Origin of the sequence: Kitasatospora nipponensis, from assembly GCF_039528135.1 — a bacterium.
Lineage (GTDB): Bacteria > Actinomycetota > Actinomycetes > Streptomycetales > Streptomycetaceae > Kitasatospora > Kitasatospora nipponensis.
On the sequence record NZ_BAAALF010000035.1, the window covers coordinates 1 to 26,048 of the forward strand.

Annotated in this window: 18 protein-coding genes and 1 riboswitch; of the genes, 8 read left to right on the plus strand and 10 right to left on the minus strand. The window is 73.7% G+C overall.

Going from position 1 to position 26,048, the window contains the following annotated elements:
- Window positions 1–287: 287 nt before the first annotated feature.
- Window positions 288–1,325 carry a substrate-binding domain-containing protein gene (locus tag ABD323_RS12880; protein ID WP_344441555.1) on the minus strand — a complete coding sequence of 346 codons (1,038 nt, stop codon included), beginning with the start codon at window positions 1,323–1,325 and terminating at the stop codon, window positions 288–290.
- Window positions 1,326–1,857: 532 nt separating this feature from the next.
- Between ABD323_RS12880 and ABD323_RS12885 the strand changes: the two genes are divergently transcribed.
- Both ABD323_RS12885 and ABD323_RS12890 read left to right on the plus strand, forming a co-directional pair.
- Window positions 1,858–3,612 carry an alpha-galactosidase gene (locus ABD323_RS12885; protein WP_344441557.1) on the plus strand — a complete coding sequence of 585 codons (1,755 nt, stop codon included), beginning with the start codon at window positions 1,858–1,860 and terminating at the stop codon, window positions 3,610–3,612.
- Between the two features lie 179 nt (window positions 3,613–3,791).
- Window positions 3,792–6,620, plus strand: a complete 2,829-nt coding sequence (locus tag ABD323_RS12890) for an ATP-binding protein (RefSeq protein WP_344441559.1) — start codon at window positions 3,792–3,794, stop codon at window positions 6,618–6,620.
- 53 nt (window positions 6,621–6,673) lie between these two features.
- Here the strand turns inward: ABD323_RS12890 and ABD323_RS12895 are convergent, their stop codons facing one another.
- From ABD323_RS12895 to ABD323_RS12915, 5 genes are all read right to left on the minus strand, one after another.
- Entirely contained in the window at window positions 6,674–8,743 is a 2,070-nt protein-coding gene (locus ABD323_RS12895; RefSeq protein ID WP_425555976.1) for an NPCBM/NEW2 domain-containing protein, read from the minus strand.
- A 499-nt stretch (window positions 8,744–9,242) separates the two neighbouring features.
- Window positions 9,243–13,493: a bifunctional nitrate reductase/sulfite reductase flavoprotein subunit alpha gene (locus tag ABD323_RS12900; protein WP_344441561.1), complete on the minus strand. Its 4,251-nt coding sequence runs from the start codon at window positions 13,491–13,493 to the stop codon at window positions 9,243–9,245.
- A gap of 161 nt (window positions 13,494–13,654) precedes the next feature.
- Window positions 13,655–14,875, minus strand: coding sequence for an MAB_1171c family putative transporter (locus ABD323_RS12905; RefSeq protein WP_344441562.1), 1,221 nt, complete (start codon window positions 14,873–14,875; stop codon window positions 13,655–13,657).
- The gene (locus tag ABD323_RS12910) at window positions 14,872–15,459 is read right to left on the minus strand and encodes a ParH-like protein (RefSeq protein ID WP_344441564.1); all 588 of its coding nucleotides are present in this window, start codon (window positions 15,457–15,459) and stop codon (window positions 14,872–14,874) included. Before ABD323_RS12910 ends, ABD323_RS12905 begins: the two co-directional genes overlap by 4 nt.
- Window positions 15,456–15,965 carry an XRE family transcriptional regulator gene (locus tag ABD323_RS12915; protein ID WP_344441565.1) on the minus strand — a complete coding sequence of 170 codons (510 nt, stop codon included), beginning with the start codon at window positions 15,963–15,965 and terminating at the stop codon, window positions 15,456–15,458. Before ABD323_RS12915 ends, ABD323_RS12910 begins: the two co-directional genes overlap by 4 nt.
- A gap of 227 nt (window positions 15,966–16,192) precedes the next feature.
- Here ABD323_RS12915 and ABD323_RS12920 point away from each other — a divergent pair, with 227 nt between their 5' ends.
- The 4 genes from ABD323_RS12920 to ABD323_RS12935 all read left to right on the plus strand — a co-directional run bounded on the left by ABD323_RS12920 (window position 16,193) and on the right by ABD323_RS12935 (window position 20,041).
- Window positions 16,193–17,083, plus strand: coding sequence for a polysaccharide deacetylase family protein (locus tag ABD323_RS12920; protein ID WP_344441566.1), 891 nt, complete (start codon window positions 16,193–16,195; stop codon window positions 17,081–17,083).
- 136 nt (window positions 17,084–17,219) lie between these two features.
- Complete coding sequence (locus tag ABD323_RS12925) at window positions 17,220–17,720, plus strand: universal stress protein (RefSeq protein ID WP_344441567.1); 501 nt, start codon at window positions 17,220–17,222, stop codon at window positions 17,718–17,720.
- 147 nt (window positions 17,721–17,867) lie between these two features.
- Window positions 17,868–19,052, plus strand: a complete 1,185-nt coding sequence (locus ABD323_RS12930; protein WP_344441568.1) for a S8 family peptidase — start codon at window positions 17,868–17,870, stop codon at window positions 19,050–19,052.
- 266 nt (window positions 19,053–19,318) lie between these two features.
- The gene (locus tag ABD323_RS12935) at window positions 19,319–20,041 is read left to right on the plus strand and encodes a hypothetical protein (RefSeq protein WP_344441571.1); all 723 of its coding nucleotides are present in this window, start codon (window positions 19,319–19,321) and stop codon (window positions 20,039–20,041) included.
- A 117-nt stretch (window positions 20,042–20,158) separates the two neighbouring features.
- Here the strand turns inward: ABD323_RS12935 and ABD323_RS12940 are convergent, their stop codons facing one another.
- The 4 genes from ABD323_RS12940 to ABD323_RS12955 all read right to left on the minus strand — a co-directional run bounded on the left by ABD323_RS12940 (window position 20,159) and on the right by ABD323_RS12955 (window position 23,793).
- The gene (locus ABD323_RS12940; protein WP_344441608.1) at window positions 20,159–20,872 is read right to left on the minus strand and encodes an amino acid ABC transporter ATP-binding protein; all 714 of its coding nucleotides are present in this window, start codon (window positions 20,870–20,872) and stop codon (window positions 20,159–20,161) included.
- An 88-nt stretch (window positions 20,873–20,960) separates the two neighbouring features.
- On the minus strand, window positions 20,961–21,782 hold the full coding sequence (locus ABD323_RS12945) for an amino acid ABC transporter permease (protein ID WP_344441572.1): 822 nt from the start codon (window positions 21,780–21,782) through the stop codon (window positions 20,961–20,963).
- 40 nt (window positions 21,783–21,822) lie between these two features.
- Window positions 21,823–22,686: an ABC transporter substrate-binding protein gene (locus ABD323_RS12950; RefSeq protein ID WP_344441574.1), complete on the minus strand. Its 864-nt coding sequence runs from the start codon at window positions 22,684–22,686 to the stop codon at window positions 21,823–21,825.
- 381 nt (window positions 22,687–23,067) lie between these two features.
- Window positions 23,068–23,793, minus strand: coding sequence for a GNAT family N-acetyltransferase (locus ABD323_RS12955; protein ID WP_344441575.1), 726 nt, complete (start codon window positions 23,791–23,793; stop codon window positions 23,068–23,070).
- A gap of 482 nt (window positions 23,794–24,275) precedes the next feature.
- Window positions 24,276–24,390, plus strand: a riboswitch (SAM riboswitch).
- A gap of 36 nt (window positions 24,391–24,426) precedes the next feature.
- Here ABD323_RS12955 and ABD323_RS12960 point away from each other — a divergent pair.
- Window positions 24,427–24,549 (plus strand): putative leader peptide, encoded by a 123-nt coding sequence (locus ABD323_RS12960; RefSeq protein ID WP_344441578.1) that lies wholly within the window; start codon window positions 24,427–24,429, stop codon window positions 24,547–24,549.
- A gap of 273 nt (window positions 24,550–24,822) precedes the next feature.
- Window positions 24,823–26,028: an LLM class flavin-dependent oxidoreductase gene (locus ABD323_RS12965; protein ID WP_344441579.1), complete on the plus strand. Its 1,206-nt coding sequence runs from the start codon at window positions 24,823–24,825 to the stop codon at window positions 26,026–26,028.
- The last annotated feature ends 20 nt before the right edge of the window (window positions 26,029–26,048 follow it).

Here is a 26,048-nt window from a genome sequence, read left to right on the forward strand (position 1 = left end):
GGCCCGCCCCCGGGCGCCCGCCCCGGCGCTCGGCGAGCGGGGGTCCGGGTCCGAAGCGGCCCGCAAGAAGCGCGCATGGAACCGCCGGTGGCGTCCTGTCCTGGGGACGCCCCCGGCGGGGGGTGACGAGCGGCCGACCCTCAGCGGTCGCTCGCCGGTCTGTCAGGCGGTGCCCGGCCTGCGGGTCGCCTCGATGGGGTGCGCCGTCCCCGGCCCCGTCAGGGCAGGGGGCCGGGGACGGCGCCGGCCGGCTCGCTGCGGGCGGCGCGCCGACCGGCTCGGGTGCGTCAGCTGCAGCTGACGCCGGCCGACTTCCACGTGGTCGGGTCGACCATCGTGGTGGGCGCGAAGGCCTCCTTGGGGAAGTCCTTGCTGTTCTTGAGCTTGTCGTACATGGTCTGCACGGCCAGGGCGCCGACGTCCTTGCCGTTGATGAACAGGGCGGCCTTCATGCCCGACGGCTTGTCACCGCTCCAGTCCTTGCAGGCGAGGTAGGCACCGAGGCCGACGCCGATGACGTTGTCGGCGCTGATCCCGGCGTTCTGCATCGCGGTCACCCCGCCCTGGACGTTCTCGTCGTTGCAGCCCCAGATGACCCAGTGCTTGACGCCGGCGTTGGCGGTGATGGTCGCGGCGATCTTGTCCTGGGCGCCGGTGGGGGTGTTGTCGGTCGCCACGTCGATGTTCTGCACGCCGGGGACGGCGGCACCGAAGGTGTCCTTGGCGGCCTTCACCCGGTCACCGCAGACGGTGACGTCCTGCTTCCAGGCGGAGATGGTGCGCGTCTCGGCGGGGTTCCAGTTCACCTTCTGGTACTCCGCGGCGGCGCGCTTGCCGACCTCGGTCCCCATCTGCTGGCCGGAGAAGCCGATCCGGGCGACCAGGTCGTCCTTGCCGCAGGAGGCCGGGCTCGGTCCGGTGGCGCAGATCTGGTCGTCGGAGGTGAGCAGGGCCACCTTGGCGTCCCGGGCGGTCTGCACGACCTGCGGGCCCACGGCCGGGTCCGGCACCACGATGATGAGGCCCTGGCTCTTCTGCGCGATCGCGGACTGCACGTCGCTGATCGTCTGATTGGCGTCGTTGCCCAGGTTCACGACCTTGAGGTCGACACCGAGTTCGGCCGCCTTCGCCTTGGCGCCGGCCGCCTCGCCGACGAAGTACTCCTGGTCGCCCTGCTTCTGAAGGTACGTCATCGAGATCTTGCCGCTGACCGGGGCGACCGAGGCGTCGGCGGCCGGCTTCGAGCCGGTCGAACAGGCGGTGGTCAGACCCAGGGTGAGCAGCAGGCCCGTCGCGGCGACGACACGGCTGGTGGGACGGAACATGGACAGCTCCTTCGAGCGGGCACCGACAACGGCGCACGGCAAATTGGTCGCCTCGGGTCCCGACGGCCGACCGTGTGGGGAACGGGGAGAGGGATGGGGGAACGCTCGGCCCGCCGGCCGATCGACCACCCCAAGCCCTCTCAAGAACCAACATGTTCAAACGGTATGCAACATATGACATCCCTGTTGCGAACTGTCGTCAAGGGGCCGAAAGAGACGAGATCAGCTTGTGACCATCGTCAACGTCCAGGTCACGGCGGTGCCCCAACCGTTTCAACGGCCGGGTTCCGCCCACTGTCGCTGCCCGGGGAACGGACACAACCCGGCCGTTAAAACGGGTTGGGAAGCCCCTTGACCTGGGGACCTCGTGATGGGTCTCATGAGGTGCCCACAGGGGGCACCCCACCTGAACGTCGATCGAACAGCCGGCGCCGCAGGAGCGACCACGCCCAGCGCGACGTCAACCACCGGCGTCCCAACGTTCATTCCTCCCCCTGTAGTTGGCCCCCTCCACCCCCACCCGGGAGTCCTGATGAGCCGCCACCCGCTCCACCCGCATGCCCTCGCAGGCCGCGGACGCGTCACCGCCGTCGCCGCCACGGCCGCGCTGCTCTGCTCCGCGGCCGCCGTCCAGCTCGGCGCCGCCCCCACGGCCCACGCCCTGGCCAACACGGTGGCCCTCACCCCGCCGATGGGCTGGAACACCTGGAACTCCTTCGGGTGCAACCCGAGCGAGGCGCTGATCGAGAGCAGCGCGGACCGCATCGTCTCCTCGGGGATGAAGGCGGCCGGCTACCAGTACGTCACCGTCGACGACTGCTGGATGAGCCCCGACCGCGACGCGAACGGCAACCTCCAGGCCGACCCGGCGAAGTTCCCCCACGGCATGAAGGCGGTGGCCGACTACGTCCACACCCTGGGCCTCAAGTTCGGCATCTACGAGGTCCCCACCGACCGGACCTGCGCGCAGCGCAACAACGTCCTGCCCCTCGGCAAGAACGGCCTGGGCACCGGCAGCCTGGGCCACGAGCAGCAGGACGCCACCACCTTCGCCGCCTGGGGCGTGGACCTCCTCAAGTACGACTGGTGCAGCGCGGACGGCGACCTCGCCTACCAGCAGCAGCAGTTCAGCCTCATGCGCGACGCCCTGGCCGCCACCGGGCGACCCATCGTCTACAGCATCAACCCCAACTCCTTCCACGCGGACAAGACCGGCGCCACCTTCGACTGGAGCGGCATCGCCAACATGTGGCGCACCACGGAGGACATCACCACCTCGTGGAACACCGGCCACACCAACAGCTACGCCATGGGCATCAGCAACATCCTCAACATCAACGGCACCGCCACGATCGCCGACCAGTCCGGGCCGGGACACTGGAACGACCCCGACATGCTGGAGGTCGGCAACGGCGGCCTGAGCGCCGACGAGCAGCGCTCCCACCTGGCCATGTGGGCCCTGATGTCCGCCCCGCTGATGGCCGGCAACAAGCTCGCCTCCGCGACCCCCGCGGACTTCGCGCTGCTGTCCAACCCCGACGTCATCGCGGTCGACCAGGACCCGCAGGGGGCGGGCGGGCGCCTGATCAACGACACGAACGGCCTGCAGACCTGGAGCAAGCGGCTCGGTGACGGCTCACTGGCCGTCGTCCTGCTCAACCAGAGCTCCGCCACGGCGACCGTCTCGACCACCACCGGCCGGCTGGGCCTGCCGTCCACCGCGTCCTACGCGCTCAAGGACCTCTGGACGGGCCAGAGCGGCACGATCACCACGGACCTCTCGGCCTCGCTCGCCCCGCACGCGAGCGCGATGTACCGGATCACCCCGACCGGCCCGGCCGCCACCCCGGCCCCGCCCGCCGACGGGACGTACGAACTCGCCTCCACCGGCAGCAGCCAGGTCATGGACGACCCCGGCTCCAGCACCGTCGCCAACACCCAGCTGATCGGCTACGGCCGCAAGAACGTCACCAACCAGCACTGGATCCTGACCGCCAACGGCGACGGCACCTACAGCGTGCGGAACCAGGCCTCCAACCTGTGCGTCGACATCCGCGGCGCCTCCACCAGCGCCGGCGCGGCCGTCATCCAGTACGGCTGCTCCGGCAGCGCCAACCAGCGCTTCACCCCCCAGCCGCTGCCGGCCGGCGGCTTCGCGCTGGTCGCCAGGAACAGCGGCCTGGCCATCACCGCCGCCGGCACCACCAACGGTTCCGGCCTCACCCAGCAGCCCATCGGCGCCAGCCGGGCCGACACCCAGTCCTGGGCGCTGAACCCGACCGGCTGACCAGGGCCCCGCGCACCGGGGGGCCGACCGGCAGCCGCCTTGGGCGCACTGCTGGTCGGCCCCCGGGCATGGTGGAACAATGAGGTGCGTGGCTGTCTGACCAGCCCGTTTGGAGATGCTCCATGCCAGGTGCGCGATCTGGTAGACCCGGGGCCGGTCGCCGTGCCGGCTTCGCGTTCGTGGGGCGGGAGAACGAACTCCGCTCGCTGCTGGCGGCGCTGCGCGAGGGACCGTCCGTCGTCTTCGTGGAGGGCGAGGCGGGGATCGGCAAGTCCCGGCTGCTCCGTGAGGCCGAGGACCGGCTGCGGGCCGGCGGCACGCCGGTCCTGCGGGGCGCCTGCCATCCACTGCGCGAGCCACTCCCGTTCGGGCCGGCCGTCGACGCGCTGCGCGGCGGCTGGACGCTCTTCGCGAGCAGCGCGCGGTTCGGCCCCGCGACGGCCGTCCTCGCCCCCTACCTGCCCGAGCTCGCCGACCGGCTCCCGCCCGTGCCGACGGAGCCCGTGGACGGCACCCGCGGCCAGCGGCTGATGCGCGCGGTGCACGAGGCGCTGGGGGCGCTGGGCCCGGCCGTGCTGCTGGTGGAGGACCTGCACTGGGCGGACGCCGCGTCCCGCGACCTGCTGCTCCTGCTGGCCCGCAACCCTCCCCCGCGACTGCGGCTGGTGCTCACCTACCGCTCCCGCGACCTGCCCGGTAGCGGGAACGTCCTCGGCTCGCCCTACCGGCGGCCGGTCGGTGTCGGCGGCACCGAGATCGCGCTGGGCCCCCTCACCGAGGCACAGGTCCGGGAGCTGGCCGTCTCGGTCATCGGCCCCGCGGCGACCCGGCCGCTCTGCCGGGAGCTGTTCGAACGCAGCGGCGGTCTTCCGCTCGTCGCGGAGGAGGACCTGCTCGTGCTGGCCGACCGCATCGCCCGGTCCCGGGACGGCGGCCCGCCGGTGGCACTCGACGGCGCGGGCGTACCGCGCGCGCTCCAGGAGGCGGTGGACAGCCGGCTCGCGCCGCTCGGCGAGGACGCCGCGGCCGTGGTGCAGGCCGCCGCCGTCCTGGCGGTGCCGGTCAGCGAGGAGCTGCTGGCCGAGGTGGCGGCGCTGGGCGAGGATCGGGCCGAGGCCGCGCTGACCGCGGTGCTCGAGGCCGACGTGCTGGCCGAGAAGGGTCCCGGGCGCTACGGCTTCCGCCACGTGCTGGCCCGCCGCGCCGTGTACGACAAGATCCCCGGTCCGCGCCGCCGCCGGTTGCACGCCCAGGCCGTCGAGGTCCTCTCCGGGCAGGACGTGCCCGCCCTGGTGCAGATCGCCCACCACACCCGTCGGCTCGGCGACGTGGCGGCCTGGCTGCCCAGGGCGCTGGCCGCCGCCGACCACGCGATCGCCATCGTCGACGACGGCGACCCCGCCGAGCTCCTCCAGCAGCTGCTGGCCGAACCCGCGCTCTCCCCCGACGACCGCGCCCGCACCGCGCTCGCCCTCAGCACCATCGCCGTCTTCCGCGCCGATCCCGCGGCCAGCGTGGCGATCCTGCGCCGGATCGTCGCCGACCCGGCCCTGACCACCCCGGTCCGCGGCGAGATCCGCTTCAACCTCGGCCGGACGCTGGCGAACACCGATCCCCACCAGGACAACCTGGAGGAGCTGGAACAGGCGATCGTCGAGCTGGCGAGCAGGCCCGGGCCGGCGGCGGCCGCCACCGCGTGCCTCAGCTTCTGCTCCGGCGTCAGTGCGCGCGGCGGTACCGTCGCCGAGAACCTGGCGCTGATGGAACGGGCGACCGAGCTGGCCGCCCGCAGCCACGACCCGCTCACGCAGGCGGACGTCCTCGCCAACCGGATCACCCTGCTGGAACACGTCGGTGACCCGCGTGGGCGCGAACTGCTGGCGGAGCTGCCGCTGGCGACCACGGACCGCCGCATCCTGCGCCAGTGCGCCCGCGCCGTGCACAACGCGGCCTGCCACGAGCTGGACCGCGGCTGCGACGACCAGGCGCGCGCCCTGGTCGCCGAGGCCGAGGAGCTCTGCCACCGCACCGGCTCGCAGATCCTCCAGGACGGCTGCCAGCTGATCCGGCTGCAACTCGACCTCGCCGACGGGCAGTGGGCGGAGCTGGACCAGCGGATCGAGGCGATGCTGCAGGAGCGCGCCGACGGCAGCCCGCACCGCTTCGAACTCGCGCTGGCGCGGGCCACGCTGGACACCGCGCGCGGCCACTGGGCCCGGGCCCGCGAGAGCCTGGTGCCGCTCGCCACCGGCTTCAACGAGAACTTCGGGCGGGAGGCGGTCACCCTGTTGGCCCGCCTCGACCTGCTGGAGGACGACGCGCCCGCGGCCTGGCAGCGGATGGAGCAGCCGGTGGCGGCGATCCGCCGCAAGGGCCTGTGGGCGCGGCCCGTGGACCTGGTGCCCACCGCCGTGCAGGCCGCGCTGGCCTGCGGACGGCCCGACGAGGCCCGCCGGCTGACCGACGACGCCGAGCGCGGGATCGAGGGTCTGCACGCACCCGGGGTCGCGGCGGGCGTGCGGTGGTGCCGCGGCCTGCTCGCCGCCGACAGCGACCCCGAAGCCGCCCTCGGCCACCTGGCGGACGCCCACGCCCGGTACGAGGCCATCGGCCGCGTCCACACCTCGGCGCGGGTGACCGAACAGATCGGGCGCCTGCGGCTCGCCCACAGCCCCGAGCGACCCGCCGAAGCCGCCCGCGACCTCCAGCACGCCTTCGACGTCTTCACCCGCCTGGGCGCCACCGCCGACGCCGCACGGTGCCAGCAGGTCCTGCGCGACAGCGGCCAGCTGCGCCCCGGGCCGCGCGGGCGCCGCAGCTACGGCGGCGACCTGTCCCCCCGTGAGCAGCAGGTCGCCGAGCTCCTGGCTACCGGCTCGACCAACCAGGACATCGCCCGCGCGCTGGCGCTCTCCCCGCGCACGGCCGAGCACCACGTCGCCAACACGCTGCGCAAGCTCGGCGTCACCCGTGACCGGGTGGCGGAGGCCCTGCCCGCCGGCACCTGAAGCGGCCCTGCGGCCCGGTGGGGCCGCCGGGCCGGTCCGCGGGGCTCGGTGAATCAGACGCAGGTCAGCTGGGGTGCGGCCCAGTCGGCGTGGTCGTAGGAGGTGCCGTCGCCGCCGTCGGTGACCTGGAGGGTGAGCTCGTAGGCGCCGGCGAGGGCGGCGCTCAGGTGGGCGGGACCGTCGTTGCCGGTGCGCAGGCCGCTGTCGGCGACCTTCCTGCCGTCGGCGTAGAGCTGGAAGTCGACCGAGCCCTTGGCGCCGACCTCGTCGTCGACGCCGACGTCCGTGGTCAGCGCGGTGCAGGTGCCGCCGAGGTAGTAGCTGACGGTCGACGACGCGTTGACGCCCAGGCCCTTGGCGTAGCCGGTGCCGCCGATGGTCAGCGGGTGGCCGTCGCCGCTGCCCTTCTCGCCGTTGCTCCCGTCGCGCTCGACCGGGCCCCAGCCGCTGGCGGCGGAGGTCCAGGTCAGGTCGCTCAGGGCGTGGGTGCCGGCGGCCGGTCCGTCGCCGCAGGCGAGTCGGGGGTTGCCCCAGTCGCCGTGGTCGTTGCCGTCCTCGCCGGTGGCGGAGGTCGTCACGATCCGCAGGTCGTCGCCGCCGGTCAGGTCGGCGGACAGGTGCAGTGCGGGTTGGGCGGCGGTGCGCACGCCGCTGTCGGCGACCAGGGTCTCGTCGCGGTAGATGCGGAAGATCACCGATCCGGTGGCCACCTCGTCGTCGACGCCGACGTCGACGGTGAGGTTCTTGCAGGTGCCGCCGAGGTGGTAGTAGATGTCGGAGTCCGCTCGCACGCCCAGGCCCTTGCGGTAGACGACGCCGTTGACGGTCAGCGGGCGGCCGTCGCCGGCGGCCTTGCCGCCGTTGCTGTGGTCGCGCTCGACCGGGCCCCGGCCGTTGTCGGCGTCCGTCCAGGCCAGGTCGCCGAGCGGGAAGACGCCGGTGGGCATCGCGGTGGGCGAGTCGGGGGTGAGGCGGTACATCGCGGTGCCGTGCGCGGGCACCACCGCGCTGATCGTCCCGTGGATGCGGCTGGTCTGCCCGGACCAGAGGTCCTTGAGCCGGTAGGAGTCGGCGCCACCGATGCCGGCGGCAGCGGCGGTGGTGGAGATGGTCTGGGTGGTGGCGCTCTCGTTGGTGAGGGTCAGGGCGCGACCGCCGTCGGCGAGCGGCTTGCTCATCACCACCAGGCCGCCGGTGTCGGCGATGACCGTGCCCTGGCGACCCAGCGGGTCCTGGTCGACCGCGATGACGTCGGTGTTCTTGATGATGTCCATGGTGGCCGGGGTCGCCACCCGCAGGTCGCTGCCGATCAGCAGCGGGGCGGCCATCTCGGACCAGAGGCTGAAGTGGGTGCGGTACTCGGTGTCGGTCATGCCGCCGTTGCCGACCTCCAGCATGTCCGGGTCGTTGAAGGCGCCCGGCGACGCGTACGGGGCCAGGGCCTGGTTGGCGTGCGCGATGGAGATCATGCTCGACCAGGTGTCGCTGATGTCCCCGGTGGTGCGCCAGGAGTTGCCGACCTCCTGGGCCCAGGTCCAGGGCTGGCTGGAGCCCCACTCGCAGATGCTGTAGAGGATCGGACGGCCGGTCAGGGCGTCGCCCATCGCCGTGTACCGCTTCTGGGCGTCGACGCCCTGGTTGTTGCAGTTGTCGTACTTGAGGTAGTCCACGCCCCAGGAGGCCCACAGGTTGGCGTCCTGCTGCTCGTGACCCAGGCCGCCCGGGAAGCCCTGCCGGTCGCAGGTTCTGCTGCCGGCGCTGGAGTAGAGCCCGAACTTGAGGCCCTTGGCGTGCACGTAGTCGGCCACGGCCTTGATGCCGTGCGGGAAGCGCACCGGGTCGGCGACGAGGTCGCCGTTCGCGTCGCGGTCGGGCAGCGCCCAGCAGTCGTCGAGGTTGACGTAGGTGTAGCCGGCGGCTTTCAGGCCCTGCGCGACGAACAGGTCCGCGATGCCTTCCACCATGGACTCGTTGAACTCCGCCCGGCAGTGCGTGGAGTTCCAGTTGTTGAAGCCCATCTGCGGGACGCGGCCCTGGGAGTTCTGTAACGCGGCGGCGGGGGTGGCGGCCGCCAGGTCCAGACCGACGACGGCGGTGGCGCTCAGGGCGCCGCCGCCGGCCATCAGAGCCAGGGCGGACACGAAGCCCAGGGCTCTGGTGCGACGCGTGCGACTCGTGCGGGGGATCCGAGTCAAGGGGAACCTCCAAGAGGTGATCGGCACAGAAAGGCACCGAATCAAACGAAACCAACCAGATGAGAGCGTCGGGCCACCCGGAGCGGTTGTCAAGGGAGCCGACGGTTCCCCAGCCCCGCTCCGCCGGCATAACAAGATCGGCCATGTACCCGCACCCGCGCTATTATTGACGCATCGTCACAGGTCAGTCCAGTCGCGCCAGGCAACCACTGTGCCCCTTCGGCCGCGACCAGGGCGGAACCAAGTTCCCTTCACCCGGAATCGCGACTACCGCCGACCCTGCACGAGGTCTTGACGGGGCATCAGTCGGCGCGGTCTCATGGCTCCCACGCCGTTTGCATCTGTTTGATTCTGGTGTTTATCGCCCGACGGTTCGGCCTGCCGCGGACCGTACCCGCCCCGCCCGCAGCAGCGAGGGAGGAGCAGCTCAGTAGACGTCCCGCAGGTAGCGCCCCTCGCTCGCCAGCTGCCGCACGTAGCCGGCCGCGGCCTCCTCGTCCATCGCGCCGTGGGTGGCGACGATCTCCCGCAGGGCCTGGTCGACGTCCTTGGCCATCCGCCCGGCGTCGCCGCAGACGTAGAAGTGGGCGCCGTCCTGGAGCCACCGCCACAGGCGCGGGCCGTGCTCGCGCATCCGGTCCTGGACGTAGACCTTGTTGCGCTGGTCGCGCGAGAAGGCGACGTCGAGGCGGGCCAGGTGGCCGCCGGCGAGGAAGGCCTCCAGCTCCTGGCGGTAGTAGAAGTCGGTGGCCTCGCGCTGCTCACCGAAGAACAGCCAGTTGGGTCCGGTGTGGCCGCGTGCCTGCCGGTCCTCCAGGAAGCCGATGAACGGCGCGACACCGGTGCCGGGACCCACCATGATCATCGGCGTGGCGGAGCCGGCCGGCGGCCGGAAGTGCGCGGTGCGCTGGACGAAGACGGGCACCGGGCCGTCGTCCGCGCAGTCCGCGAGGTAGGTGGAGCAGACGCCCTTGCGGTCCCGGCCGAGGTCGTTGGAGTAGCGCACGACGGAGACGGTCAGGCGCACCTCGCCGGGGTGCGCCAGCGGGCTGGAGGAGATGGAGTACAGGCGCGGCTGGAGCCGCCTGAGCACCCCCGCCCACTCGGCGGCCGAGGCCCGCACCGGGAAGGCGCCGACCACGTCGGTCGCCTGCCGGCCCCAACTCCACTTCGCCAGCTCACCCTTGTTGTCCGGCCGCAGCAGCCGTCGCAGATCGCGGTCACCGGTGCGCGCGGCGACGAACTTCAGCAACTCCGGGGTGACGCGCGCGATGTCCAGGCGGGTCCGCAGGGCCTCCCCGAGGGCGAGCTCGCCGCCTCCGGGCAGGGCGATGCCCTCCTCGGGGTCCAGGCCCGTCAGGGCCAGCCATTCGGCGACCAGTTCGGAGCCGTTGGCCGGCCGGACGCCGAGGGCGTCGCCCGCCTGGTAGGCCAGTTCACCCTCGCGGGTGTCGAAGGCGAACTGCCGCACCTCCTTCTGCGATCCGGGCAGGCTGAGCAGCCGGTTGCCGACCAGCAGGGTCGGGAAGGGGGACGCCTTCGAGGAGCCCGCCGGCGCGGTGGGGCGGGGCGCGGGAGCGGCGCTCGCGGGGGCTGGAGCAAGGGCGGCGGCAGCGGCGGGGGCGGGCTTCGGGTCGGCGGCCCGATGCTCTGCGGCCTGCTGCCCGGCGGCCTCGGTGAGGGTGGTGAGCAGCCGGTCCAGCCACCGCTCGGCGGCCTCGTCGTAGTCGGGTTCGCACTCGGTGCGCGGCTGCAGGCGGGTGGCACCGAGCTCGGCCAGGCGCTCGTCCAGCCGGCGGCCGTGACCGCAGAAGTCCGCGTAGTTCGAGTCCCCGAAGGCGAGCACGGCGTACCGCACGCCGTCCAGCCGGGCGGCGCCGTCGCCGGACAGTGCCTGCCAGAAACCTGCGCCGTTGTCGGGCGCCTCCCCGTCACCGAACGTGCTGGTGACGATCAGCAGGTCGGTGTCGGCGGTGAGCCGCTCGGGGGTGGTGTCGGCCATCGCGAGCAGGGTCGGGGGATGGCCGGCCTCGGCGAGGCGGGCCACGACGCCGGCTGCGAACTCCTCGGCGTTGCCGGTCTGCGAGGCCCACAGGACGAGCAGTTCCCGGGCTGGGGCCCCCTGCGGATCGGCGGGGACGGGAGCGGGGGTGGGAGCGGGAGCGGCGGCGGTCCCGGGGGCGGTGGGCGTGGCCGTCCGGGAGAACATGCCGGCCAGCACGCCGTCGACCCACAGCGCCGTCCCGGCGTCGAAGGGCGCGTCGCCGGGGAGCACCGTCAGCCCGCCGGGCGGCGCCAGCGCGAGGCCCGAGAGGTATCCGGCCAGGTAGCGCCGCTCCGGCTCGGCGAGCACCGGCGGCGTGAGGTCGGCGACGCCGAACAGCGCGGCCAGCGCCGGGAAGCCGCCGGGGACGGCGAGCGGAGCGGGGACGGCGGGGACGGCCGTGGGAACGGTGGCGGACACGGACGCGGCCTCCTTCGGCGGCGGGGCCGGCACCACGCGCAGCGCCACCGCGCAGGCCTTGAACTCGGGCTGGAACGAGATCGGGTCGATCGCGTCGTTGGTGACGGCGTTGATGCTGAGGTACTCGCCGAAGAGGTCGTTCCAGTGGAACGGCGCGAAGCAGTTCCCCGGGCGGACCCGGTCGGTGACGACGGCGGGCAGCACCGCGCGCCCGCGGCGGGACGCCACCTCGATGTGGTCACCGTCCTCGGCGGCCAGGGCGGCGGCGTCCTCGGGGTGCAGTTCGACGAACGGGCCCGGGTTGAGCCGGTTGAGCTTGGCGACCGTACCGGTCTTGGTCAGGGTGTGCCACTGGTGTTGCAGGCGGCCGGTGTTGAGGACGAAGGGGTAGTCGTCGTCGGGCAGTTCGGCGGCCGGCAGGTGGGGCCGGGCGAAGAACCGGGCACGGCCGGTGGCGGTGGGGAACGCCAGCCGGGGTCTGCTGCCGTCCGCGCGCTCCAGCAGGGTCTGGCTGACGCCGTCGTTGAGGTAGCGGATCGGGTTGCGGTCGCTGCCGTCCGTGGTCGGGGCCGGCCACTGCACCGGCGTCTCGCGCAGCCGTTGGTAGCTGACGCCGCGCAGGTCCCAGCCGGTCGCCGGGTTCCAGGCCCGCTTGAGTTCCTCGAAGACGTCCTCGGCGCCGGCGTAGTCGAAGGCGTCGGCGAAGCCCATCGCGCGGGCGACGCGGGCGATCAACTGCCAGTCCGGCAGGGCCTGCCCGGGCGGGTCGACGACGCCCTGGACGAGCGAGAGGTTCCGCTCCGAGTTGACCATGACGCCCTCGGACTCGGCCCACAGCGTGGCGGGCAGCAGCACGTCGGCGTACGCGTTGGTCTCGGTGTCCGCGAACACGTCCTGGACGATGACCAGTTCGGCGGCCTCCAGGGCGGCGATGACGGTCCTGCGGTTGGCGACGGAGGCGACCGGGTTGGTGCAGATGATCCAGCACGCCTTGATGTCGCCCGCGGCCATCCGCTCGAACATCTCCACCGTGCCGCGCCCGACCTCGGTACGCAGCGTGCCCGCCTCGACGCCCCAGAGTTCCTCGACGAAGGCGCGGTCCGCGTCCACGAGGACCGACCGCTGCCCGGGCAGGCCCGGACCCATGTAGCCCATCTCGCGCCCGCCCATCGCGTTGGGCTGGCCGGTCAGCGAGAACGGTCCGGAGCCGGGGCGGCAGATCGCCCCGGTGGCGAGGTGCAGGTTGACCAGGGCGTTGGTGTTCCAGGTGCCGTGGGTGGACTGGTTGAGCCCCATCGTCCAGCAGCTCATCCACTCGCCGGCCTCGCCGATCCACTGCGCGGCGGTGCGGATGTCGGCCTCCGGTATCCCGGTGGTCTCGGCGACCTTCGCGGGCGGGTAGTCCGCGAGGAAGTCGGGCATCTCCTGCCAGCCGTCGGTGAACTCCGCGATGAACGCCTCGTCGGTGTGGCCGTTCTCGACCAGCAGGTGCAGCAGGCCGTTCAGCAGGGCCAGGTCGGTGCCGGGCCTGATCTGCAGGAAGAGGTCGGCCTTGTCCGCGGTGGCGGTGCGCCGCGGGTCGACGACGATGAGCTTCGCGCCGGCCGTCCTGATCCGGTCCGTCATCCGCAGGAAGAGGATCGGGTGGCAGTCGGCCATGTTGGCGCCGATGACGAGGAACGCGTCCGCGTGGTCGAAGTCCCGGTAGGAGCCGGGCGGGCCGTCCGCGCCCAGCGACAGCTTGTAGCCGGTGCCGGCGCTGGCCATGCACAGGCGCGAGTTGGACTCGATCTGGTTGGTCCGCACGAAGCCCTTGGCCAGCTTGTTGGCCAGGTACTGCGCCTCCAGCGACATCTGTCCCGAGACGTAGAAGGACAGCGCGTCGGGGCCGTGCTCGTCCAGGATCGCCCGCAGCCGCCCGGCGACGGCGGTGACCGCCGCGTCCACGTCCGCCTCGGCCGGCTCGGCGCCGCGCTCGGTGCGGATCAGCGCCTTGGTGGCCCGGCCGGGGGCGGCCATCATGTCGGCGCTGGTCGAGCCCTTCGTGCAGAGCCGCCCGGAGTTCGTCGGGTGGCTCCGGTCGCCGGAACTCCTGCGGGCGGTGCGCCGGCCGGTGGCGGGGTCCCGGGCGATGTCGAGCACGATGCCGCAGCCGACGCCGCAGTACGAGCAGACCGTCCGCACGCTGTCCGTCTTCGAGCCTGGCGTGGTCACCGCGACTCCCCTCCCCGGAGATCGAACCGTGGGAAGGTCCCACGATCATCACCCTAGGCAGGGCGCGTTTCCGCCTTGTGACAGCTCCTGTCCACGGGGGGTTAACCGGATCGCACAGCCCGCTCGGGGCGACTGTGAGCGCGCCGGCGGCGAAGCCGCAGCTACGCGGCCTCGCCGGCCCCGTCCCGCAGGGCCAGCTCCGCGCGGACCCGCCGGCGGACCGCGGCGACCACCCGGGAACCGGTGAAGGCCTCGGAGACCAGCACCAGCCAGGCCGTCTCGGTCTCCAGGTCGGTCAGCAGCTCGGGCGGCGGCACGTAGCCCTCGGCGAGCGCGCACGGGTAGTGGTGGCCCACCGGGTCGGCCTCCAGCGCGGCCGCGAGCACGGCCGCCTCGACCGCCGCGGCCCGCCGGCGCTCGTCCGGCTCGCCGGCGCAGGCCTCGGCGGCCCACTGCGGGACCCGCGGGTGCAGGTGGGCCCGCAGTGACAGCTGTGCGTCGCGGATCTCGATCACCCGCCGGTAGAGCGCGAACTCCCTCCTGCCGCGCAGCCCCATCCCGGCGACCGGCTCCTCCAGCGCGATCTCGGGCCGGATCGCGTGCAGCGCCGACCAGAGCGGTCCGATCCGCCGGTAGCTGCGCCGCGCCCGCAGCCGGCGGACCGGACCGGTCAGCCGCTCCTCCAGCGCGGCCAGGCCGGCCCCGCCGATGCCCAGGGCGAGCGCGAGCACGGCGACGGGCGCGGAGAGCGCGTCCTCGCCGCCTTCCTGGCGTCCGGTGCGCAGCCCGGCGACCAGCGGCACCAGGCTCAACGCGACCCAGACCATGGCGCACACCCCGCCGGCGACCACCAGCCGCAGGCCGGTGCGCAGCCGGCCGGGGCCCAGCCGGCGCGCCGCCCGGTGCACCACGGCGGTGAACAGGCCCACGCACCAGGCGCCGTGCGCGGTGAAGAGCACGTTGAACGCCGCCAGCGCGGCCCGCCCGTCGTCCGGCACGGTCAGGGTGGCGCCGACCGGAGTCACGCCGGCCGCGAGGTAGAGCGCGGCGTCGGCGAACATCACCAGCGCGGACCCGACGACCTGCCGGCGGACCCGCCGGGCGCGGCGCTCGGGCGCGCCGAGCGCGAAGGCCATCAGGACCAGGCAGCACCCGGCCGCGAGCTTGAGTTCGGTGCTCAGCAGCAGCAGCGCGGAGTCCAGGCCGGGCGCGAGGTGGGATCCGGCGACCGACAGCAGCGCCAGGGCGAGTCCGATGCCGACCGAGAAGGCGATCATCGAGGAACCGCCCGCGTGGGGACCGCGCCGGCGCCGGATCCGGATCCGGTGGCCGGCGCCCACCAGGGCGATCGCGCCGGCCAGCCATTCGAGCAGGCCGATCACGGGCCGGCCGGCCCCGGGCCAGGGCGGTCCTGCGGGGAGCCGAACACCGCGCTGAGCCGCGAGGTCAGCTCGCTGGGCGGCCCCGCCTGCGGTCGGCCCGGACCGCGACCGGCCGTCCCCGGACCCGGCCGCCAGCCGGCCTGCCGGTGCAGCACGAGGGAGGCGAACAGCTCGGCCTCCCGCTCCTGGACGTCGCTGTACTCGTCCCGCCCCAGCATGCGGTGGATCAGCTCCGTGGACAGGTGCGGCGCCAGCCGGCCGAGCGCGGCCGAACCGGCGGGGGCCGCCAGGGCCTCGTTCAGGTGCCCGCAGAGCAGGTGCCCCACCTCGTGCAGCACGATGTGCTGCTGGTGCAGGACGGTGGTGCCGGTGGGGTAACCGATGTACTCGGCGCGGTCGGTGCTCACCAGCACGCCGCAGGTGCCCAGGGAGCCGGCCGGCATCGGCAGGAACTCGACCGGACGGCCGAGCCGTTCGGCGAGCGCGTCGGCCAGCGCCGGTAACCCCAGCGGGTCCGGCAGCGGCAGCGTGCGGACGAGCCGCTGACAGCGGCGCCAGAGCCTGCGCCGCTCCGCGCCCGTCACCGCCGCCGCCGGGGTCCGGGTTGCCGACCCTCGTCCTCCCGAGGTCTGTCAGGGTCGGCCGCCACGGCGGGCTCTGACGGTTCGTCGCCGACCGGCGGGTGCACGCCCCGGGGCGCCGCCCCCTGCTCGGCCTCGCGGCGCGCGATCGCCTCGATCAGGTCGGCGATCGTGGTGAGCCCCTGCGGTGAGAGCGTGGCGGCGCGCAGCGCCACGTTGCGCACGCCCGCGTCCCGCAGCGCGCCGACCAGCTTCAGCTCGTCCCCGATCTGGGTGCCCGACTCGTCCTCGAAGAAGTAGGTGGCCGGCACCTGGAAGAAGTCCGCGAGCGCCTCCAGGTGACGCTTCGTCGGGTTCGTCCGCTTCCCGGTGCGCAACTGCCAGAGGTAGACGGAGGAGAAGCTCTCCCCGGTCGCCTCCCGGCAGGCCCGGGCGACCTCCTCGTTGCTGTACGGCTCGCGGTTGGGCTTGCGGACGGCCTGGAAGAGCCGCTCGATCCGGTCGGCCACGGTTGGCGCTCCCGAAGTGCCTGCCGTCACTGTGCCCTCCCCGGCATCCGGTGGCCAGGCCACCCTTGTGCAATCTCGCAGGTCATCGTAGACGGACGCCGCTTGACTGCACAGTGCCGCGGTGCCGCGGGTGCGCCCCGGGCCCTGTTCGGCGGTGCGCCCGGCGGGTGGCCCCCCGTCCGGCGAGCCGCCCACCCCGACGGGCCGCCGCGGCTCACACTCCACGCATGGCCAGCGACCCCTTCCGCATCCCCCGCCGCCTGCTGCTCACCACCGGCGGCGTCGCCCTGCTGATCTCCCGGCCGGTCGGTGCCGCCGGCCACCCGCACCAGGGCTCCGGCCCGCCATCACCGGGCGCCGCGCCGAGCGCTCCCCCGCCGTCCGCATCGCCCACTCCCGCTCCCACCCCCACGCCCGTGCCGAGCCCCACGCCGGTGCCGAGCCCCACCCCCACCCCGGTGCCGGCCCCCGCACCGGTGCCGGCGCCCCCTCCCACGCCGGTGCGCGAGGTGAGCGCCGGTCCCATGACCGCGGCCCTCACCTTCGACGACGGCCCCAGCCCCCGGTACACCCCCCAGATCCTCGCCCTGCTGCGCCGCTTCGTCGACAGCGCGACGTTCTTCATGATCGGCGCCAACGTCGAGAAGTACCCCGACGTCGCCCGCCAGGTCGCCGACGAGGGCCACCGCCTGGGCAACCACACCTACTCCCACCCCGACCTGGGCAAGCTGTCCGCGGCCCGGGTCCGCGACGAGATCCAGCGCACCGGCGACCTGATCGCCCGTGCCACCGGCACCCCACCCCCCACTCTCTTCCGCGCGCCGGGCGGCTACTTCACCCCGGCGTCCCTGGCCGTCTGCGCCGACCTCCGGCTGCGCCCGGTCTCCTGGTCCGTCGACCCGCAGGACTGGTCCAACCCCGGCACTGACGCGATCGTGCGCCACGTCGTCGCGCACACCCGCACCGGCTCCATCGTGCTGGAGCACGACGGCTGCCTCACCGACCGGCCCATCGCCCCCGGCGGACCCGCCGACCGGTCCCAGACGGTCGCCGCCCTCGCCGCCTACCTCCCCCGCCTGATCGACGCCGGCCTCCACTTCGCCACCGTCGCCCCCTGACCCCGCCCCGGGCCCGGGGCCGGGTCGCCTGCGCCTGCGCCCGGGTGGGGGTCTCGCTCGCGCCCGCCGACGGACGGGGGCAGGCTGGAAGGTGGCCCGGTGACGGACGACCGCACAGGACGCTTGGAGGTCTCCCATGACCGAACCCCCTCCCCCCGCCGGGTTCCCGGCCGGCCCGGTCGTGGTCGGCACGGACGGCTCGACCACCGCCCGGCACGCCCTGACCTTCGCCCTGCGCGAGGCCCAGCTGCGCGGCACCGGCCTGCGGGCGGTCTGCGCCTACGAGTACACGCCGACCCAGCACTCGGGCTTCGAACGGGCGGTCAGCGCCGGCCCCGGCGCCACGCCCATCCCGCAGCAGCGCGATCTCGTCCTGCAGGCCGTAGCCGACTCGGTCAGCGAACTGCAGGAGCAACTCGGCGGCCCGGCCGTGGAGGTGGAGGTCGTCTGCGAGCGGGGACGGCCGGCCCAGGTGCTGCTCGACGCGAGCGGCGACGCCGCTCTGCTCGTGGTCGGCAGCCGGGGATCGGGGGCCTGGGGGCGCCTGACCCTCGGGTCGACCAGCACCGAAGTGGTCCACCACGCCCACCTCCCGGTGGTGGTCGTCCCGGCCGAGCACGACACCGCGGGGTCCTGAGCCCGGACCCCCGACCTCCGCCGCCGTGCGCCAGGCGGGTGGCGGAGGTCAAGACGGGTGCACCGACGGCCGATGACCTGGGTGTTCGCCCACCCGCCGCCCGTTCGAGCGGCGGGTCTCTGTCGTGTCCCCCGAACGGAGTAATGAATGCGCACGCCCCTGCGGTTCGTGACCGGCGCCCTCCTCCTCGCCCTCCCCCTCGGCGCCACCCCCGGCGCGATGGCCGACCCCGATCCCGCCGCCTCACCCACGGCCGTGGCGGTGCACCACTCGGCCAACGCCGTCCCCGGCCAGTACATCGTCACCCTCGACCCGGCCCTGGACCCGGTCCGCACGGCCCGCTCCGCGGGGGTCACGCCGCTGTTCACCTACACCACCGCACTGCACGGCTTCGCCGCCGAACTCACCCCCGTCCAGTTGGAGACGGTCCGCCGGCTTCCCGGCGTCAGGGCGGTCGAGGAGGACGGTCAGGTCTCCGTCCCCGCGCCGGGGGCGACGGGCACCCGGGTCGCCGCCACCTCCTGGGGCCTGGACCGGATCGACCAGCAGGCCCTGCCGCTCGACGGCCAGTTCACCGTGCACGGCACCGGCCAGGGCGTCAACGCCTACATCGTCGACACCGGGATCGACTTCCCCCACGACGAGTTCGGCGGGCGCGCGGTCCCCGGCTACGACGCCGTCGGCGACGGGCGGAACGGCCAGGACTGCTCGGGCCACGGCACCCACGTGGCGGGCACGGTCGGCGGGAGGACCTACGGCGTGGCGAGCGAGGTGTCACTGGTCAGCGTGCGGGTCCTGGACTGCCACGGCAAGGGCACCTACGCCGGGATGATCGCCGGCTTCGACTGGATCGCCCGCAACGGCAGGCAGCCCGCCGTCGTCAACGGCTCCCTCGGCGGCCCGCAGTCCGACGCCCTCAATTCGGCGGCCGACGCGCTCTCCGACGCTGGCTTCCTGCCCGTGGTCGCCGCCGGCAACGACGCGACAGACGCCTGCGGCGTCTCCCCGGCCAGTGCCAAGGGTGTGGTGACCGTCGGCGCCACGGACCCGTACGACCAGGAGTCCGACTTCAGCAACTACGGCAGCTGTCTGTCGCTCTACGCCCCCGGCACCGACATCGTCTCCGCCAAGCTCGGCGGTGGCAGCCGCACCGAGAGCGGTACCTCGATGGCCGCCCCGCACGTGACCGGAGTCGTCGCCCTCTACAAGGCCGCCCACCCCGACGCCGCCCCGACGGACCTGGCCCTGTGGCTCTCCACCGAGACCACCAAGGACGCCCTCAGCGTGACCAAGAGCTCCCCCGACGCGCTGCTCTACACCGGCGGTCTCTGACCGCCCGGCCCGGCTCCCCGCCGCGACCGACACCCGGCCGGCGGGGCGCCGCGCCCCAGAACCGCTGCGGCGATCCGCACCCTGATCCCGCCACCCCCCGGCTGAGCGTCGGCGCGAGGCGGAAAACCGTTCGCCAACCCGGCTTCCGCGGACGGAGACTGGTGGGCGCTCACCTGAACCCCCTCAGCTGAACCCCTCAGCGCAGACGGAAGAAGCGGCCGACACTGACGTACGACCGGGACACCCTCCCCTTCCCCGAGGACCTCGTGCCTCCCGCCGCCGTCTCGGGACTGGAGCGCTGGGACGACGTCGACCCGGCCCGCCACCCGTTCGACTGGGACCAGGACGAGGCGACCCGCCTTCGCGCACTGGTCAGCCCCTGGGTGCCGCCCGTGCTCTCCGGCCAGGCGGGCGGGTGGGCGGGCGAACGCTGGTGCGAGCGCCAGATCGACGCGATCGTCCGGGTCCGGTACGGGAACTGGGCCCTGGGATGGAACTGGTCCTACCGGTACGGCGGGCCCGTCGGCAGCTGGGTCGCCGCGGCGGGCTCGGTGACGACACCCGACGAGACCGCGACCCGCGTGGTGGGCGCACTGTTGGAGTGGCGGGAGTGGTTGGAGCGGACCGCCCAGCGCTTCACGGAGCTGGCGCCGCCGCCGCAGGCCTCGCCCGAGGACCGCAGCTGGCACCTGGAGCGGGCCTGCGTGCGCCTGGTGACGCACGCGCTGGACTCGGGCGCGGAGGGCGGCTGGCACCGGCAGGCCGAGCGGGTCCTGCGCTGGTTCCTCGGCACCACCGGCATGGGCGAGGCCGAGGCCGAGCAGGCGGTGGAGCGGGCCGTCGGCGGCCGGTTCAGGAGCTGGGTCACCCCTGAGCGGACCCTGATCGAATCGGTCGGCGAGGACCTCGCCGTCGGTCTCACCGGCTTCGCCCCCTATCAGGACCACCGTGAGCGAGCCGCCCTGGAGGAGCTCCACGACCGCGCGTGACGACCCCGCGGGACCGTTTCCCCGGTGGGAACGGCCAGCCGCCACGACCGCCGCCGCCCGCCCCTGAGGTCCAGGAGCGGACGGCGGAGTCCCGCGGTGGCGGCGGCCGCGCGGTGCCTACAGCACGTCGGTGAGGAACTGCCGCAGGCGTGGGCTGCGCGGGTCGTCGAACAGCGCCTGCGGGGAGCCGGACTCCACCACCACGCCGTGGTCCATGAAGGCCACCCGGTCCGCGACCTCGCGGGCGAAGCCCATCTCGTGGGTGACCACCACCATGGTCATGCCCGCGCGGCCGAGCTCCGCCATCAGGCCCAGCACACCCTTCACCAGTTCGGGGTCCAGGGCGGAGGTGGCCTCGTCGAAGAGCATCACCTGCGGCGCCATCACCAGGGCCCGGGCGATGGCCACCCGCTGCTGCTGGCCGCCGGAGAGCCGTCCGGGCCGGGTCTGCGCCTTGTGCCGCAGGCCGACCAGGTCGAGCTGGCGCAGTGCGGTCTCGTCCGCCTCCTCGCGGGAGAGGCCGCGCAGCCTGCGCAGCGGGAGGGTGAGGTTGCGCAGGACGCTCAGGTGCGGGAACAGGTTGAACTGCTGGAACACCATGCCGACCTGCTGGCGCAACAGGTTCGGGTCACGCTGCAGCACGCTCCCACCGTCGAGCAGCACGTCCCCGCGGTCGGGCTCCAGCAGCCGGTTGACGGTCCGCAGCAGGGTCGACTTGCCGGAGCCGGACGGGCCGATGACGCAGAGGGTGTCGCCGCGCGGTACGTCGAGGTCCACGCCGCGCAGGACCGGGTTGCCGCCGAGCGACAGGTGCAGGTCGCGGGTGGCCAGGCTGACCGGGGAGAACGGCGCGACGGCGGTGGCGGGTGCGGCGACGGCGGGGACGGCCGCGACGGACGCAGTAGCAGAGGTTCGCTGGTCAGGCACGGGAGACCCCCTCGGCAGCGGAAGCGGCAGCAGCAGCGATGTCGGCGGCACGGTCGGACCCGGCCGTACCGGGTGTCGCTCCCGGACCGTCGGCGGGCTCCTCGACGACCCGCCGCCCGTGCCGCAGCCGCCGGTCGACCAGGTTGACCAGGTGGGTCAGCGGCACCGTGAGCAACAGGTAGAACAGCCCGGCCAGCACCAGCGCGGACTCGTTGCCGGTGTTGGCCGCCGCGTCCTGGCCGATCCGGAACAGGTCCCGCTGACCGGCCGTCAGTCCCAGGAAGTAGATCAGGCTGGAGTCCTTGATCAGCCCGATCAGCCGGTTGACCCAGGCCGGCAGCACCCGCCGGACACCCAGCGGGATGATCACCAGCCACATCGCCGCGGGGTAGGAGAACCCGAGGGCGCGCGCAGCCTCCAACTGGCCCGCCTCCACGCTCTGGATGCCGGAGCGGAAGATCTCGCCGAAGTACGCGGCGGCGATCAGCGAGAGCGCCAGAATGCCGAGCGGGTACGGGTCCGGCCCCCAGATCGCCAGCCCTTCGGGCGCCAGACCGACGCCGATCAGCAGGATGGTGACCACCGCCGGCAGGCCGCGGAACACGTCGGTGTACAGCCGGGCCGGCCAGCGCAGCCAGCGGGCCCGGGCCGTCCCCGCGACCGCCAGCGGCAGGCCCAGCAGGGTGCCGGCGGCCGCGGCGGACACCGAGAGGATCAGCGTGTTCGGCACGCCGGTCGTGAGCAGGTCGGAGATCGCGGCACGCATCGATCCCCAGTCGAAGAACGTCTGCGCCAGCACGCCGAGCTGGTCCACGTCGTCCCCCTTTCAGTGGGTCGCGGGAACGGAGGGTCGGTCAGGGGGTCGAGGTCGGCGAGGCGCCGGCCCCGGTGACCGGCGGGAAGGTGACCGACCCGTTGCCGGGCTTGAAGTCGGCCGGCACCGGGCGTCCCGGGTAGTACTGCTCCTGCAGCCTGGTCCAGGTGCCGTCGGCGATCACCTCGTCGAGGCCCTTGTTGAGCGCCTCCAGCAGCTTGGGGCGGTCGTGCGCCACCGCGAAGGCGGTCGGCGCGGGGCTGAGCCGCTTCTGCGCGAGGACCACCTTGCCACCGCTGTCCGCGGCGCTCTTCTCGCCGATCTCGGCGGGCGAGATCCAGGCCTCCGCCATGCCGGCCTTCAGCTGGTTGATGGCGCTGTTGTAGTCGGGCACCCGCACCGGGTTCAGGTTGTTCTTGGTCGCGTAGTCGTCCTGCACTGTGCCCTGGACGACCACCACCCGCTTGCCCGCGAGCTGGTCGAAGTCGGCGAGCGGGGAGCCGGCGGGGACGTCGAGGCCGAAGTAGCCGAAGTCGTAGCCGTTGCTGAAGTCGACCGTCTTCTTCCGGGCCTCGGTGATGGTGATGGACGAACTGCCCACGTCGAACTTGTGGTTGGCGACCTGGGAGAGCAGCGCCGAGAAGTCGGTCGAGGCGAACTGCACCTTGAGCCCGACCTTGGCGGCGACCGCGGTGAACAGGTCGTTGTCGAAGCCGGTGAACTTGCCGTCCTTGAGGTAGACGTTCGGCGGGGCGTCGGAGAGCGTGCCGACGTGGATCGTGCCGGCCTCGGTGAGCTGGTACGGGTTGCCGGCCGAGCTCGTGGACGAGCTGCTGCCGCAGGCGGCGACCGACAGCAGCGAGGCGACGGCGGTGAGGGTGGCGAGGACGGTGCGGGAACGCACGGGAGCTCCTGAGGACAGGGTGGCGCGCGGCCGGGCGCATGCCGGACCCGCCCGGGCGTCGACGGACCGGTCGAGGGAGCGGTCAGCGGAGCACGGGCACGGCGGCAGGGGCGAACGGCCCTACGCGGCAGGGTGATGGGTGAAGGGTGGGCCGAGCGGGCGGCCGAGGGGCGGGACGGTCGCAGGCGGCGTCAGCGCACGCCCGCGGATGGGGTCAGCGACCGGCGCGACAGCTCGTCGCCGTCACGCGGCGCAGGTCGATGTGCCTGCGAGTCACCAGAAATCCAGCCATGCGGGCACTATGCGTGGTGATCGGCCCGCGCGTCAAATCCCTGTTCGAACCGCTGCGCCGGCGGCTGCCCGCCGCCGTGAAGCCGCCCGTCAGCACGGCCCGTTCGGGGTGCGGACCAGCAGGAAGGCGGTGCGCCGCCGCAGGGTGAATCCGATCGACTCGTAGAGCCGGATGGCGCGGGCGTTCGCGGCCGCGGTGTGCAGGAACGGGGTGTCCCCGCGGTCCCTGATGCCCGCCGCCACCGCGCGGACCAGCCGGGTGGCCAGCCCCCGGCCACGGTGGTCCGGGTCGGTGCAGACCGCGCTGATCTCCGTCCAGCCCGGCGGCCGCAACCGCTCGCCGGCCATGGCGACGAGCCGCCCATCGTGCCGCAGGCCCAGGTACCGGCCGAGCTCGATGGTGCGCGGCAGGAACGGGCCCGGCTGGGTACGGGCGATCAGGTCGAGGATCTCGGGCACGTCGTCGGGGCCCAGGTGCACCGCCTCCGGCGCCGGCTCGGCCCGCAGTGCGGTGTCGACCAGTTGGACACCGGCGATCAGGTCCACGACCTGCCACGCGTGCGGTGGCGTGGTCGTCCCACTGACCGGGGTGAGCGTTCCCGGTCCGACCAGGGCGGCGAGGTCCTCCCAGGCGCGGGGGTCCTGCGGATCGGCGAGGGCGGTGAACGGGGAGACGTCCGTCGGGTAGCGGGCGGCCCGGCCGACGCGCTCGGCGAACCGGGCGTGCGGGCCGGTGAGCGCGGCCCAGGAGGGGTTGTCCAGGAGGTGCGGCGCGAGCGGGCACGCCGACTGCGGAGGGCGGGTACTGGTAGGCATGCTGACGCTCCGTCAGGAGTTGGTGCTCGGCAGGCCGGGCGAGTTGACCTGCGAGGCGACGGGGGCGAAGTCACCCGGGGCGTTCCGGGGCACGCCACGACGCGGGTGGCCATGGACGGGGAGAGCACGCCGCGGAAGGCGTGCGTCAGGAGGCCGTCAGCCCCGACAGAGGGCGCTGCTGACCCGGAGCAGGTCGATGTGGCGACTCAGGAACGCCGCGGCGCGACCGTGGCGGCGCCATGCGGCCATCCCCGGACCTGCGTACATCGCCGTCACCGTCGCCGTTCCGCCCGCAGCGGGGCCTCGCACTCACCGAACCGAATCTCCTTCGGTCGCTGGTCGGTCAAGGTAGGCGCACCGCGCGAGGAATGTCAACGCCCCGACGGTCGTGGCCCAAGTGCCTTGACCGGCAGGCCTGCTGAATCGCTGTTCGGCCTGTTCAGGATTGTGCCGAACGCCGGTGTCGGGTTACGGTGCAGCCAGGTCATGAGTGTCAGCGTCAAGCCCTGGCTTGCTGCACGGCAACCCTCCTCCAAGCGGCGGGGTGCTCCAGGTGACGACCAGGCGGTGCCGAGGACGGTGCCGCAAGCGCGGGCTCGCGGTGGCGAGCGGATCGGGACGGAGGTGACGGCGGTGCGGCAGACCCCTGAGCGGTTCGCGGTCATCACGGTCGACGCCCGGTGCCGGGTCACCACCAGGTACTCGCGGCGTCACATCGATCTGCAGCGGGTCGCCACCGCGCTCTGTCCGGCGTAGGCGTACGCCCTGGTGCGGCCCGTCGGCACGTCCCGGCCCGCCGCCTAGCCCGCACCCCTGCCTACACCCGCACCCCCGCCCCGCCCGGCCTCAACCCGCCGTGCCAACTACCCGTGGCAGCGGCTTCGTTCGCGGTGCCACGTCGCCGGCCGAGCCGGCGGCGCGGGCCGGCGCGGGGACCACGCACGGGCAGCGCCGCGGCAGCGCGCGGGCCGTGCCGAAGCAGCCCGCGACAGCGCGGCGACAGCCCCCCGAACAGGAAGCGGAACACCCGTGCCCGACACCCCATCACCCCTGCACCTGGCCGTGGCCCTGGACGGCGCCGGCTGGCATCCCGCGGCCTGGCGCGAGCCCGAGGCGCGGCCCGACGAGCTGTTCACCGCCCGCTACTGGGCCGACCTGGTCACCGAGGCCGAGCGCGGCCTGCTGGACCTGGTGACCATCGAGGACTCGCTGGGACTGCAGTCCGCCCTCCCCCTCGAGCCCGACGAGCGGACCGACCAGGTGCGCGGCCGGCTGGACGCGGTCCTGATCGCCGCCCGGGTCGCACCGCTGACCCGGCGGATCGGCCTGATCCCGGCCGCCGTGGTCACCCACACCGAGCCGTTCCACCTCTCCAAGGCGATCGCCACCCTCGACCATGTGAGCTCCGGGCGCGCCGGGGTCCAGGTCAGGGTCTCCGGCCGCCCCGACGAGGCCGCGCACTTCGGACGCCGTTCGCTGCCACCCCTGCGGATCGAGGACCTCGACTCGCCGGCGCAGCGGGACCTGGTCCGGGACCTCTTCGCCGAGGCGGCCGACTACGTCGAGGTCCTGCGACGGCTCTGGGACAGCTGGGAGGACGACGCCGAGATCCGCGACGTGGCCACCGGCCGCTTCGTCGACCGCGCCAAGCTGCACTACATCGACTTCGAGGGCAGCAGGTTCAGCGTCCGCGGGCCCTCGATCACCCCGCGCCCGCCGCAGGGCCAGCCCGTCGTCGCCGCGCTGGCGCACCGCGACGAGCCCTTCCGGCTGGTCGGCCGCTCGGCCGACCTGGGCTTCGTCACCCCGCAGGACGCCGGGCAGGCCCGGTCGATCGTCGCCGACATCCGCGAGGCCCAGGCCGCCGCGGGCCGGGCCGACGAGACGGTGCACGTCTTCGGCGACCTGGTGGTCCTCCTCGACGACACGCCCGGCGCCGCCGCCGACCGCAAGGCCCGCCTGGACGAGCGGGCCGGCGCCGACCACCCCGGCGACGCGCTGTTCTTCACCGGCACCGCCGTCGAACTCGCGGACCTCCTGGAGGAGTTGCAGCGCAGCGGCCTCACCGGCTTCCGCCTGCGGCCGGCCGTCCTGCCGCACGACCTGGAGCAGATCACCCGCCGTCTGGTGCCCGAGCTGCAGCGCCGCGGCGCCTTCCGCACCGCCTACGAGGCGCCCACCCTGCGCGGGCTGCTCGGCCTGCCGCGCCCCGCCAACCGCTACACCTCCGTCTGAGCCGGAAGGACCGCACGCGC